Below are 12,778 nucleotides of genomic sequence, written 5' to 3' on the forward strand. Positions count from 1 at the left end.
CACCCTACCGGGAGGGTGGCCGGTCAGTCGCTGAGGGTGAACGGCGCGCCGTCGAAGCGGTCGACCGTGGTGAACGCGTCGACGGGGTCCCGCCGCAGCCGGGTGACCTGGCGGACCGGGCGCCCGAGCGCGACGAGCCCTGCCACCGCGAACGGGTCGGGGATGCCGAGCAGGTCGCGCACCGCGTCCTCCTCCCGGCAGATGGCGGTGGTGAGCACGCCGCCGTAGCCCCGCGAGCGGGCGGCGAGGAGGAGGTTGTGGCAGAACGGGTAGATCGACCCGCCGCCGACGATGCTCTGGCGGTCGAGTCCGTTGTCGAGGACCGCGAGCGCCGTGAGGTCGACGGCGACGACGAGCATCACCGGCACCTCGTCGAGGTGGTCGGCGAAGGGGTTGGGCCGCTCGGTGGCCCGTGCGGCCTCGAGGTCGACCGCCGGTTCGGTCCAGCGCCGGTCGGGCCCGGGAGCGAACGGGACCTTGCCCTCGGCCACGTGGGCGACGTACTCGCGCCAGGAGATCTGGTAGAGCTCGCGGAGTCGCCGGCGGGTGGCGGCGTCGCGCACGACGATGACGTGCCACCCCTGGCGGTTGCCGCCGCTCGGCGCGAAGCGGGCGTCGTCGAGGATGGCGTGGAGCTCGGCGTCGGGCAGGGCGTCGTCGGTGAACTCGCGCACCGCCGCGGTGGTGCGCATCACGACGTGGAGGTCGGACTCGGGCTCAGGCGTTGCCACGACCGACCCTGGGGCTCGTGAGGTCGATGACCTCGGGGCTGGGCAGGTCCGGGCGGGCCGGGAGGACCGGGGCCCGGTCGCGGTGGCGGCTGAGCTCGAAGAAGCCCGGCGCCGCGGAGATCGACGCGATGCCGTCGAAGGCCGCCAGGGCCGCCACGCCCGTGGGTGCAGGCGAGAACACCGGCCCGTGGAACGCCCGGCGCGGACCGTCCATCGCGATGACGAAGGTGGGCACGTCGGCGGCCTCGCCGGCGATGGTGTGGGCGTCGTCCATCGACGCGCCGATCGCGGCGTCCCAGGTGGGGTCGTCGGCGGCGCGGGCGAGGTCGACGGGGAGCCCGCACGCGGCGAGCGCACCGGAGAGGTGCTCGAAGCGGCGGTGGCCGTCGTGGTGGAAGCCGACGCCCAGCCGGGCGTGGAGCTCGCCGATCGGGGCCTCGCCGTGCGCGTCGCGCACGGCCTCGACGACCCGCAGGGCGCGCACGCCGGCGGCGAACTCGGCACGGGCCTCGTCGTCGAGGTCGCGGCTGCCCGCCCACAGGACGCTGAAGGACTTCCAGAGGACCTCGACGTTGCGCTGGACGCGCACCTCCTCCAGCCAGCGGGACGTGATCCACGACCACGGACAGGCAGGGTCGACGAAGAGCTCGACGTACATGGCGGTCCACTCCTGGTCCCCGCGGGGCCGCGGGCGAGGGCCCATCATGCCCCCGTCGCGCCCGCGAGCCGCGGCACGATCCCCGTTCGCGTCACGCCGAGCCCGCGACCGCCGCACCGAGCGCGCGCTCGGTCTCGCCCCGTGGCGAGACGGCCACCTCCGGGCACCCGAGCCACGCGCCGAGGTCCGCGAGCTCCGCGGCGAGCGGTTCGACGACGGGGCCCCGGTCGACGCCGGGCTCGAGGTGCGCGGCGTGGACGCGCAGGACGCCGTGGGCGCGGTCGGCCTTCACGTCGACGCGGCCGACCAGGCGGTCACCGAGGAGGAACGGCAGCACGTAGTACCCGAAGCGGCGCTTCGGTGCCGGCGTGTAGATCTCGATGCGGTAGTGGAAGTCGAACAGCCGCTCGCCTCTGGGCCGGAACCACACGACGGGGTCGAACGGGCTGAGGAGCGCCCGCGCGTCGATGCGTCGCGGGATGGGCCGGGCGGGGTCGCGGAACGCCGGATCGCGCCAGCCGTCGACCTCGACCTGCTCCACCTCCCCGGCGGCGACGAGCTCGGCGAGCGCGGCGCGCACCGGCGCCTGGAGCTGGCGGTGGTAGTCCGCCACGTCGGCCACCGTCCCCACACCGAGAGCGCGCACGGCGCGCCGCACGAGCACCACCGTCGCCTCGTGCACGTCGGGCGTCGGCGTGGCGAGCACCTCCGCCGGGAGCACCCGCTCCGGCAGGTCGAAGGCGATCACGAAGTTGGTGCGCCGATCGGCGACCGCGACGCGCCCTGCCGCGTGCAGCGCGGCGAGCGCCCACTTGCCTGGCGCGTGTCCCCACCACGAACCCGTCCGCTCCCCGGCGTTCTCGAGCTCCGCTGCGGTGATCGGCCCCCGCGCCGCCACCTGGGCGAGGACGGCGTCGAGGAGGCCGGGGTGGCGGGCCTCGATCCGCGACTCGTCGCGCCACCGGCGAGGCCCCGCCATGCGGTGGCGCATCGCGGGATGCAGGTCGACGGGCAGCACCGCGGCCTCGTGGCCGATGTACTCGAAGTTCTCGCCGCTGCGCCACAGCAGGTCGTCGAGGCGAGCGCGGTCGTACGCGCCGAGCCGCGAGAAGAACGGCAGGTGGTGGGAGCGGGTGACGACGTTGACCGAGTCGAGCTGGACGAGGCCCATGCGGTCGAGCGTCCGGCGCAGGTGCCCGGCGTGGACGGTGCCGGTGGGGCGGGGCCGGTCGAAGCCCTGCGCGGCCAGGGCGAGACGGCGCGCCTGGTCGAGCCGCAGGCGACGCGCGGTCGGTGCGCTGGTCATCGCTCGCCCCGTGCCCGGGTCGTCGGCGCGCCGCCCGATCCGACGTACCGGGCGCGGGCTCGGAACCGGTTGCCCGGCTCCTCGTACTCCTCGATGGCGTGGGCGATCCACCCCGCCGCTCGCGCCACGGCGAAGATCGCCTCGCCGACGCCGACGTCGAACCCGGCGACGTGGCAGAGGGCCGCCAACCCGAAGTCGACGTTCGGCGGCGCGGGTGCCCCATCGGCCATGACCTCCTCGACCGCCTCGACGACGGCCACCCGCTCTGCGGGGGCACCCGAGCGGCGCACGAGGTCGAGGAGGGCCACGGCCCGGGGGTCGCCCTCGGGGTAGAGCGGATGCCCGAAGCCGGGGACGACGCGGTGGTGGCGAAGGTGGTCGGACACCACCGCGCCGACCCTGTCGAGGTCGTCGGCGCCCGCCTGCTCGACCTGGGCGAACAGGTGCTGCACCGGGACGCTCGCGGTGCCGTGCAACGACCCGCTCAGCACCCCGAGCCCGGAGGAGACGACGGCGTAGGGGTCGGCACGGGTGGAGGCCGCGACCCGGGCGGCGAGAGTGGACGCCGCGAGCTCGTGGTCGGCCAGCAGGACGAGCGCGGCGTTCAGCGCGCCGACGAGGGCCGGCGTGGCGCGGCTCGGCCCCAGTCGCGGCCACAGGCGCGCCGCGATGGCGTCGGGTCGCACATCCACGTCGTCGCCCCCGTCGCCGCCGCCACCCTCGTCGGTTGCGGCGGGGATGGCGAGCGGCGGGACGGGATCGGTCGACCGGAGCGGCAGGGCGTCGACCATCGTGGCGATGAGGCGCCGGCCGGAGTGGGCCACGCCGGTGGGACGCAGGTCGTGGCGCAGGGAGTGGGTGGCGCCGGCCACCGCGACGGCGACGCGCAGGCGGTCCCCGGCGGTGGCCGAGCCGGGAAGGCCGGCCACCTCGGCGGCGATGAGGTCGGCCGACTTCACGCTGGAGGCCCAGGGGCCGAGGTCGGTGGGCGCCGGGGCGTCGTCGCCGAGCCAGAGCCACTCCGCGACCCACTCGAACGGGCGGGTCGACGCCAGCTCGACGGCGTCGCGACCCCGGTAGCGGAGGCGGTGGTCCTCGATGGCGGTCAGGCGGGTGTCGATGACGACCTCGAGCCCGCCGCGGTCGGGCGCTCGGCGGTGCCGCCGCGCCAGGCGGTCGACGTCGGCGGCGGAGAAGAGGCTCGTCCGCCCGTCGACGGCGCGCCGGCGGTCGAGCATGCCCCGGCTCACGTAGGCGTAGAGCGTCTCGACCTTCACCCCGAGCCGGTCGGCCGCCTCGCGAGCGGTGAGGTCGCGGCCGGCGAGGTCCGGCATCGAGGGGTCGGCGGCATCGGTCATTGACCCGATCATGATTGATATGGATCAACGTTGACAACCCTGTTCGCTCGTCGCCACCCTGGGAGCGTCACCGCGAAGAGAACGAAGGAGATCGCCTCCGTGTCAGCCACCCCCACCTCCGATCCCGCCATCGAGGTCCCCCGCGGCCTGAAGGGCGTCATCGCTGCCGACACCGCCCTCGGCGACGTCCGCGGGCGTGAGGGCTTCTACCACTACCGCCAGTACTCCGCTGTCGAGCTGGCCGAGCACCGGAGCCTCGACGAGGTGTGGCACCTGTTCGTCGAGGGCGACCTCCCGAGTGCCGAACAGCTGCGGGCGTTCCGGGCCCGGGTCGCCGCCGTCCGTGCAGAGCCCCTCCCACCGGTCGTCCTCGACGCCCTGCCGCTCATCGCCCGGGCCGGGGCCGCCGGACCGCTCGACGGGCTGCGCAGCGCGGTGTCGCTCCTCGCGGCGGCCGAGGGCTTCGCGCCGGTGATCGACCTCGACCGCGAGACGATCGTCGCCCAGGGCATGCGGGTGGTCGCCGCGATGCCTGCGCTGGCCGCCGGGCTGTGGCGTGCGGGCCAGGGCCTCGACGTGCTCGCGCCGGACCCGTCGCTCGACTGGCCCACCGACTACCTGCGGATGATCGGCGGCGCCACCCCCAAGCCCGAGCACGCCCGGGCGGTCGAGCGCTACCTGATCGCCACCATCGACCACGGGTTCAACGCGTCGACGTTCACGGCGCGGGTGATCGCCTCGACGGGAGCCGACGTCGGCGCGGCGATCGTCGGCGCCATCGGGGCCCTGTCGGGCCCGCTGCACGGAGGTGCGCCGTCCCGCGCGCTCGACACGCTCGACGCCATCGGATCACCCGACCGGGTCGACGAGTGGGTCCGGCCGCGGGTCGAGGCGGGCGAGAAGATGATGGGGTTCGGCCACGCGGTGTACCGCACGCAGGACCCCCGCTCCGAGCTGATGCACCGCACCGCGGCCGAGCTCGGTGGGGACCTGGTCGACTTCGCCGAGGTCGTCGAGCGGCGGGTGGTCGAGATCCTCGCCGAGCTGAAGCCGGGGCGAGAGCTGTACGCCAACGTCGAGTTCTACGCCGGGGTCGTGATGGAGCTGGCCGGCCTGCCCCGGGAGATGTTCACGCCGACGTTCGCCACCAGCCGCGCCATCGGCTGGGCGGCCCACGTGGTCGAGCAGGTCGAGGACGGCAAGATCATCCGCCCGAGCGCCCGCTACGTCGGCCCGCCCGCGCCGGCGCCCCTTCCCTGAGCCCCTGGAGCCCTCGGGGTTGGGCGCGACATCCGGCGCATGTGACGCCAACAGCGCCCGACCCGCGGGGTTGGGCGCGACATCCGGCGCATGTGACGCCAAGCGCGCCCAACCGGCGTGAGGGCGGGGATGCGGACGGGCCGGTCAGGGCTGGACGGCGAGGGCGGTGCGGAGGAACTCGACCTGGAGGAGGAGCAGGTTCTCCGAGACCTTCTCCTGAGGGGTCATGTGGGTGACGCCCGAGAGGGGCAGGACCGTGTGGGACCGGCCCGCCTCGAGCAGCGCCCGTGAGAGCTGGAGCGTGTGGGCGACGACGACGTTGTCGTCCGCCAGCCCGTGCACGAGCAGCAGGGGGCGGTCGAGCTCCGGGGCGAGCGGCGTGAGGTCGGTGCGCTCGTAGGCCGCCGGCTCCTCGTCGGGGTGGCCGAGGTACCGCTCGGTGTACGCGGTGTCGTAGAGGCGCCAGTCGGTGACCGGCGCGCCGGCGACGGCGGCGTGGAACACGTCGGGGCGGCGCAGCACCGCGAGCGCCGCGAGGTACCCGCCGAACGACCAGCCGCGGATGCCGACGCGCGACAGGTCGAGGCGGGGCTCGACCTCGGCGGCGGCACGCAGCGCCTCGACCTGGTCGTCGAGCACCGGGCCCGCGAGGTCGCCCTTCACCGCGCGCTCCCAGGCGGGACCCCGGCCGGGGGTGCCGCGGCCGTCGACGACGAGCACGGCGAAGCCCTGGTCGGCGAGCCACTGCGAGACGAGGAACGCCCCTCGGCTGCGCAGGACCCGTTGCGCGTGCGGGCCGCCGTACGGGTCGAGCAGGACCGGGAGCGGCTCGTCGCCGGCGCCGGCCGGCAGGAGGAGCGCGGCGCGCAGCCCCCGGTCGCCCAGCTCGAGGAAGCGGACGTCGACCTCGAGATCGGGGACCTCGGCCCGGGATGCGACCGTGACCGCCGCCTCGACGTCGCCGTCGGGGACGACGACCATCGCCGAGCCGTGCTCGTCCATGGAGGCCCGGCTCACGACGAGGGTCCCGTTGCCGGCGGCGGCGCCGTGGATCCCGGGGGTGGACGTGAGCGCGGCGAGCTCGCCGTCCCACCCGAGGAGCGCGAGCTGCACCTCGGTCGGGTCCTCGAACGAGCAGGTGACGAGCACGCCCGCGTCGTCGACGGCGACGACCGAGCGCACCTGGACGTCGCCGCCCGAGAGCGGTTCGCCGTCGACCACGACCCGGCGGGCGCCGTCGATGTCGGCGACGGTGACGAGTCGTCCCTCGTGCCACGCCGGCGCGCCGGGCACGACCTCGACCCACGCCTCATCCGTCTGGCGGTGCAGCTCCGTGGTCGCACCGGTGTCGGCGTCGACGGAGAGGACGAGCATCTCCCGCTGGGGCCGGTCGAGCACGGTGACGAGGAGCGGGCCGCCCTCGGACCAGGAGACGTCGACCAGGTAGGGGTGGGCGTCGGCGTCCCAGTCGACGTCGACGCGCCCACCGTCCAGATCGACGACGGCCAGGCTGCACGCGGCGTTGGCGGTGCCGGCTGCGGGGTACCGCACGGGCCGCGGCTCGGTCCACGGCTCGGCGGGCGAGGAGATGTACCAGGTGGCGACGGGCGACTCGTCGACGCGCTCGACCACGAGCCGCGTGCCGTCCGGTGACCACCAGTGGCCACGGGTCCGGCCCAGCTCCTCGGCGGCGATGAAGTCCGCGGCACCCCAGGTGACGTCGCTCTCGCCGATGACGAGCTGGTCGGCGTGGTCGGGGCCGACGGCGCGCAGGGAGCCGTCGGCGACGTAGGCGACGACGGTGCCGGTGGGATCGATGCGCGGGTCGAAGGCGCCGGGCTCGGCCTCGAGCGTCCGCACCTCGCCGGACGCCAGGTCGACGTGGACGAGGCGGCCGCCGAGCGCGGCCACCGCCGCGCCACCCTCGCGGTCGACCGAGTAGGCGACCACCCCCTCGCCGGTCTCCCGCGCCCGCTCCCGACGGGCCCGCTCCTCGGCCGGCAGGTCGTCCTCGCCGGCCACGCCCAGGTCGCGAGGGTCGATGAGGCGGCGCTCCTCGCCGGAGTCGAGGTCGAGGAGCCAGAGCGAGTGCACGGGGTCGTCGCCGGCGTCGGACCGCAGGAACAGCACCCTGCGCCCGCCCGACACCACGGTCGGGGTGCGGGGCGCACCGAGGGTGAACCGCCGGGTGACCGCGTAGCGACGAGGGAAGCTCATGGGCGCCGACGCTAGCCCTCGGGTCCTGCGGCCTCGGCCGGCCCGGGGACCGCCGGCGGCACGACGACGTCGGGTTCGGGCGCCGGCCCCGACCGATCGCTCACGCTCGCCCCCGCGGTGAGGTGGTCGAGGATGGCGATGAGCTTCTGCGGGTTGCGCTCGGTGGTGATCCGGTCGGGGTCGATCCCCTCGGGGAGGGGTGGCGGGTCGCCGGTACCCGGTTCGGGGGCCACGGTGACGAGCACCGGGATGCCCCGCTGCGCCGCCTCGTGGCCGCGCGCCAGGTCGCCACCGGGACCGTCGAGCGGGAGGGCGACGACGATGGCGTCGGCGTCGTCGGCGAGGGGGCAGGGTCGCCCCTCGAGCATCGGGCACGCGCCCCGCCGGCCGGGGCGAGGTCCGGGGCAGACGACCACGTCGTACCCCGCGTCCTGAGCCGGCTCGGTGGCACGCCAGCGGCCGCCCGTCGCCTCGACGAGCAGCCGCGGTCGGGTGTGGGCGCCCAGCCACACCGGCGTCTCCCGCGTCGTGGCGATGGCGACGCGCACGGTCGTCCAGTCGCCGTGGCCGAGCGTCGCGTACTCCCGGAACCGGACCATCGACAGCATGCGCCGGTTCTCGGTGAGGATCTCGGCCTGGAGCGTCGGCACCCCACGCTCGGCCGCGTCGACCGCCAGGGCGTCGAGCAGATAGGGGCCGAGCCAGCCCCGACAGCTCGGTTCGATGGTGATCGCGAGCTCGCCGCTGCCGTCGTCGAGGAGGACGTAGCCCGCGTCGCCGACGATGCGCGACGGCCCGTGGGGCTCGTGGAGCTCGGCCACGAGGCCGTGCCCCCGCTCTGTCTGCGCGGTGATCCAGTCCTCCAGCCACGAACGGCTCGGCCGGAACGCGGAGAAGAAGCGCAGGTGCAGGTCGTCGGTCGAGAGGTGCTGGTAGAGCTCGAGGAGCGCGTCGAGGTCGTCGAGGGACACGGGCCGGACGACCAGGCGCCGACCGTGGGGGAGATCCGCGACGCGCTCCACGCCCCCACCCTGACGGGCGCGCCCGGCCCGGTCCAGGGGCGAGGGACCCGACCTCCGGCCCCGGCGCGGTGACGTTCGGCCCTGACGGCCCGGCGCCGTCGGCGGTTCGATCGTCCGTGGAGGCGAGGAGGCGCCATGTCGACGATCCGCCAGATCGAACCAGATGTGCACGGCGGACCGCCGCCGAACCTCGTCGACTACGACGAGGGGCGCGAGCGGTTCAGCTGGGAGCAGGCGCGAGCGACGCTCGACGGCCTGCCGGGCGGCCGGGGCCTGAACATCGCCCACGAGGCCGTCGTCCGCCACGTGGAGCACGGGCGCGGCGACGTCGTCGCGCTCCGCTGGCGGGGGAGGGACGGCACGGCGCGCGACATCACGTACCGCGAGCTCGACGAGGAGAGCGGACGGTTCGCCAACGCCCTCGCCGCACTGGGCGTGGAGCCCGGGGACGTGGTCGTCACCCTCCTCGGGCGGGTGCCCCAGCTCTACGCGACGGTGATCGGCACGCTGCGCCACCGGGCCGTGCTCTCGCCGCTCCTCTCGGTGTTCGGGCCCGAGCCGATCCGCCAGCGCATCGACCTCGCGGCCGCGCGCGTCCTCGTGACGACGCCGAGCCTCTACCGGCGCCGGATCGCGCCGATGCGCGACGAGCTGTCGTCGCTCCGCCACGTGATCCTCGTCGGCGAGGGCGACGTCCCGGCCGGGGCTGTGGCCTGGGACGCGGTGGTCGGGGCCGCCGAGCCGGTCCACCGGATCCCGCCGACCCGACCCGACGACCTCGCCCTCCTCCACTTCACGAGCGGCACGACCGGTCTCCCCAAGGGGGCGATGCACGTCCACGAGGCCGTCGTCGCCCACGGCGCCACCGGGTCGATGGTCCTCGACCTGCGGCCGGGCGACGTCTACTGGTGCACGGCCGACCCCGGCTGGGTGACGGGGACGTCGTACGGGATCGTCGCCCCGCTGGTCCACGGCGTGACGAGCGTGATCGACGAGGGCGACTTCGAGGCCGGCCGGTGGTACGAGCTGCTCGAACGGGAGCGGGTGGACGTCTGGTACACGGCCCCGACCGCCGTGCGGATGCTCATGAAGGCCGGACCGGAGCCGCGTGCCGGCCGCGACCTCTCCGCCCTCCGGCTGGTCGCGAGCGTGGGCGAGCCGCTCCACCCCGAGGCCGTCCTCTGGGGCGAGGAGGTGCTCGGCCTCCCGATCCGGGACAACTGGTGGCAGACCGAGACCGGCGGGATCATGGTCGCCAACTACCGGTGCCTGCCGGTGCGGCCGGGCTCGATGGGCCGGCCCCTCCCCGGCATCGAGGCGGTGCTGCTCGCCCGCGACGAGCACGGCGAGGTCGTGCTCGACGCCGCCGGCGAGCCGGTGACCGTGACCGAGCCGGACCGCGAGGGCGAGCTGGCCCTCCGCGCCGGGTGGCCGTCGATGTTCCGCGGCTACCTCGGCCAGCCCGAGCGCTACGCCCGGTGCTTCGCCGGACCCTGGTACCGCACCGGTGACCTGGCCCGGCGCGACGCCGACGGCTGGTTCTGGTTCGCGGGCCGCGCCGACGACGTCATCAAGTCCGCGGGGCACCTCATCGGCCCGACCGAGGTGGAGCAGGCGCTGCTCGCCCACCCCGCGGTCACCGACGCCGGCGTCATCGGCGTGCCCGACCCGGTGGCCGGCGAGGTGGTGAAGGCGTTCGTCAGCCTCGCCGCGGGGTTCGAGCCGAGCGACGAGCTGCGCCTCGAGCTCATCGGCTTCGCCCGGACGCGGCTGGGTCCGGCCGTCGCACCGCGCGCCCTCGCGTTCGACCAGCACCTGCCGACCACCCGGAGCGGCAAGATCATGCGCCGGGTCCTGAAGGCGCGTGAGCTCGGCCTCTCGGAGGGCGACCTGTCGACGCTGGAGTCCGGCGGCCCGGATCAGGAGGTGGCGCGGTGACCCTGACCACGACGGACCGACGCGTCCAGATGTTCGCCGACACGGTAACGAACCTCGGCGACCAGGGCGTCGACGCCGTGTTCGGCGTCATCTACCCGACCCAGGTCGCCCTCGTCGGGTTCGGCGCGATCGTCGAGCGCCCGTGGGCCGTCGGAGGGATGCTGACCGTGCGCCCCGTCGTCACGGCCAGCCTCGCGGCCGACCACCGAGCGACCGACGGCCACGAAGGGGCGCGCTTCCTCACCAGCCTCGACCGCCGACTCCAGGAACCGGAGGCGCTGTGAACACCGAACAGGCCCTCGCCGCCGTGGCCGATGCCCTGCACGGCATCGCGCCCGAGGCCGACATCGACGAGATCGACTCGTCGGGCGCCCTCCAGGAGGAGCTCGACCTCGACTCGATGGACTTCCTCAACCTGGTCGTCGCCATCGACCAGCGCACCGGGGTGGAGATCCCCGAGCGCGACTACCCGCGGGTGGCGTCGCTCGACGGCCTCGTCGCCTACCTCGTCGCCGCCACAGGCTGATGCCGGGGCGCACCATGGCGGCCTGGGTGGTCGACCGCCCGGGCCCTGTCGGGACGACGCGGCCGCTCGTCCGCCGCACGCTCGCGGTCCCCGAGCCGGCCCCCCACGAGGTGCGCGTCGCCGTCCACGCCTGCGGGGTCTGCCGCACCGACCTGCACCTCGCGGAAGGGGACCTCGCCCCGCGACGACACGGCGTCGTCCCGGGCCACGAGGTCGTCGGCGTGGTCGAGAGCCGGGGCGAGCACGCCACCCGGTTCCAGGTCGGCGAGCGCGTCGGCGTCGCGTGGCTCCGCAGCACGTGCGGCACGTGCCGCTTCTGCCGCCGAGGGGACGAGAACCTCTGCGTCGCACCCCGCTTCACGGGGTGGGACGACCACGGCGGCTTCGCGCCGTTCGCCGTCGTCGACGAGCGCTTCGCCTACGCGCTCCCCCACGCCCTCGACGACCTGCACGCTGCGCCGCTCCTCTGCGCCGGCATCATCGGCTACCGGGCGCTGGTGCTGGCCGACCTCCCCGCGGGTGGCGTGCTCGGCCTCTACGGCTTCGGGGCGTCGGCGCACATCACGGCCCAGGTGGCACGGCACCTCGGAGCGAGGGTGCACGTCATGACGCGCTCGGCCGACTCCCGTCGCCTCGCGCTCGAGCTCGGTGCGTCGTCGGCCGGCGGCGCGGCCGACCCTCCCCCCGAGCCGCTGGACTCGGCGATCCTCTTCGCCCCCGTCGGCACGCTGGTGCCGCCGGCGCTGGAGGCGCTCGACGCCGGCGGGACGTTGGCGATCGCCGGGATCCACCTGACCGACGTGCCGGTCCTCGACTACCAGCGCCACCTGTTCCGGGAGCGGACCGTGCGCAGCGTCACCGCCAACACCCGCGCCGACGGAGAGGCGCTGCTCGCGCTCGCGGCCGAGGCGGAGGTCCGGGTCGAGGCCGTGCCCTACGGGTTCGACCGCGCCGACGTCGCGCTGGCCGACCTCGCCGCCGACCGGGTGACCGGGGCGGCGGTGCTGGTGCTCTGAGGCGCGGTCAGCGACGGACCCCCTCGAGGAGGAGCCGCTGCTCGGCCGACGCCAGCGCCCGCCGGGTGCGATCGACTGCGTCGGGGTTGACCGACACCGAGGTGATCCCGAAGCGGACGAGCTTCTCGGCGAACTCGGGGTCGTTGGAGGGCGCCTGGCCGCACAGCGACGAGGTGATGCCCGCCTCACGGCTGGCCTCGATGATCCGCCGGATGGCGTCGAGGACCGCGGCGTCGCTCTCGTCGAACAGCTCGCTGCACACCTCGGAGTCACGGTCGACGCCGAGGACGAGCTGGGTGAGGTCGTTCGACCCGATCGAGACGCCGTCGATGCCCATCGCCGCGTACTCGGGGATCCGGTCGACGACGGAGGGGACCTCGGCCATGACCCAGCGGTGCAGGCCGCGCTGACGGCCGAGCGGGCTGGCGTCGATCGCCTCCAGGCAGGCCTCGAGCTCCCAGGTCGTCCGCACGAAGGGGATCATCACGTGGAGGTTCGGCGTCTCCTCCCGGACGCGGGCCAGCGCGGTCAGCTCGGTGTGGAAGACCTCCGGGTCCCGGACGTAGCGGAAGCAGCCGCGGTACCCGATCATCGGGTTCTCCTCGACCGGCTCCCACTCCTGGCCGCCGGCCAGGGCACGGAACCGGCGTCGACCTCTCGCTCGGTGCGCACGAGCTCCTCCCGCACCCCACCCGCCTGCATGGCGCCGAAGGACCCCGCTTGACGACCCGTCGGCCTCGGTAGGG

The 12,778-nt window shown here is 75.1% G+C and carries 10 protein-coding genes and 2 pseudogenes; 5 read left to right on the forward strand and 7 right to left on the reverse strand.

Going from position 1 to position 12,778, the window contains the following annotated elements:
- Positions 1 to 23: 23 nt before the first annotated feature.
- From GH723_RS16760 to GH723_RS16775, 4 genes are all read right to left on the reverse strand, one after another.
- Entirely contained in the window at positions 24 to 692 is a 669-nt protein-coding gene (locus tag GH723_RS16760) for a nitroreductase family protein (RefSeq protein WP_153761267.1), read from the reverse strand.
- Between the two features lie 25 nt (positions 693 to 717).
- On the reverse strand, positions 718 to 1,389 hold the full coding sequence (locus tag GH723_RS16765; protein ID WP_153760721.1) for a mycothiol-dependent nitroreductase Rv2466c family protein: 672 nt from the start codon (positions 1,387 to 1,389) through the stop codon (positions 718 to 720).
- A gap of 91 nt (positions 1,390 to 1,480) precedes the next feature.
- Positions 1,481 to 2,695 carry a winged helix-turn-helix domain-containing protein gene (locus GH723_RS16770; protein ID WP_153760722.1) on the reverse strand — a complete coding sequence of 405 codons (1,215 nt, stop codon included), beginning with the start codon at positions 2,693 to 2,695 and terminating at the stop codon, positions 1,481 to 1,483.
- Positions 2,692 to 4,053 carry a citrate synthase gene (locus tag GH723_RS16775; protein ID WP_229022897.1) on the reverse strand — a complete coding sequence of 454 codons (1,362 nt, stop codon included), beginning with the start codon at positions 4,051 to 4,053 and terminating at the stop codon, positions 2,692 to 2,694. The genes GH723_RS16770 and GH723_RS16775 overlap by 4 nt, the downstream gene beginning before the upstream one ends.
- Before the next feature lie 99 nt (positions 4,054 to 4,152).
- Between GH723_RS16775 and GH723_RS16780 the strand changes: the two genes are divergently transcribed.
- Positions 4,153 to 5,313: a citrate/2-methylcitrate synthase gene (locus tag GH723_RS16780; RefSeq protein WP_153760723.1), complete on the forward strand. Its 1,161-nt coding sequence runs from the start codon at positions 4,153 to 4,155 to the stop codon at positions 5,311 to 5,313.
- Positions 5,314 to 5,457: 144 nt separating this feature from the next.
- Here the strand turns inward: GH723_RS16780 and GH723_RS16785 are convergent, their stop codons facing one another.
- Both GH723_RS16785 and GH723_RS16790 read right to left on the reverse strand, forming a co-directional pair.
- Entirely contained in the window at positions 5,458 to 7,530 is a 2,073-nt protein-coding gene (locus tag GH723_RS16785) for a S9 family peptidase (RefSeq protein WP_153760724.1), read from the reverse strand.
- Positions 7,531 to 7,541: 11 nt separating this feature from the next.
- The gene (locus tag GH723_RS16790; RefSeq protein ID WP_195210387.1) at positions 7,542 to 8,552 is read right to left on the reverse strand and encodes a GNAT family N-acetyltransferase; all 1,011 of its coding nucleotides are present in this window, start codon (positions 8,550 to 8,552) and stop codon (positions 7,542 to 7,544) included.
- A gap of 135 nt (positions 8,553 to 8,687) precedes the next feature.
- On the opposite strand from GH723_RS16790, the gene acsA reads away from it, so the two are divergent.
- From acsA to GH723_RS16810, 4 genes and pseudogenes are all read left to right on the forward strand, one after another.
- A complete protein-coding gene (gene acsA, locus GH723_RS16795; RefSeq protein WP_153760726.1) occupies positions 8,688 to 10,490 on the forward strand; it encodes an acetate--CoA ligase in 1,803 nt (600 codons plus the stop codon).
- Between the two features lie 41 nt (positions 10,491 to 10,531).
- Positions 10,532 to 10,774 (forward strand): annotated as a pseudogene (locus GH723_RS16800) (2-oxo acid dehydrogenase subunit E2); the annotation flags it as partial.
- Positions 10,771 to 11,016, forward strand: coding sequence for an acyl carrier protein (locus GH723_RS16805; protein WP_153760727.1), 246 nt, complete (start codon positions 10,771 to 10,773; stop codon positions 11,014 to 11,016). The pseudogene GH723_RS16800 and the gene GH723_RS16805, both read left to right, overlap by 4 nt.
- Before the next feature lie 14 nt (positions 11,017 to 11,030).
- The gene (locus GH723_RS16810; RefSeq protein ID WP_153760728.1) at positions 11,031 to 12,032 is read left to right on the forward strand and encodes a zinc-dependent alcohol dehydrogenase family protein; all 1,002 of its coding nucleotides are present in this window, start codon (positions 11,031 to 11,033) and stop codon (positions 12,030 to 12,032) included.
- Positions 12,033 to 12,039: 7 nt separating this feature from the next.
- Here GH723_RS16810 and GH723_RS16815 read toward each other — a convergent pair.
- Positions 12,040 to 12,675, reverse strand: a pseudogene (locus GH723_RS16815) (putative PEP-binding protein); the annotation flags it as partial.
- Positions 12,676 to 12,778 lie beyond the last annotated feature (103 nt).

Source organism: Actinomarinicola tropica (assembly GCF_009650215.1).
GTDB classification, from domain to species: domain Bacteria; phylum Actinomycetota; class Acidimicrobiia; order Acidimicrobiales; family SKKL01; genus Actinomarinicola; species Actinomarinicola tropica.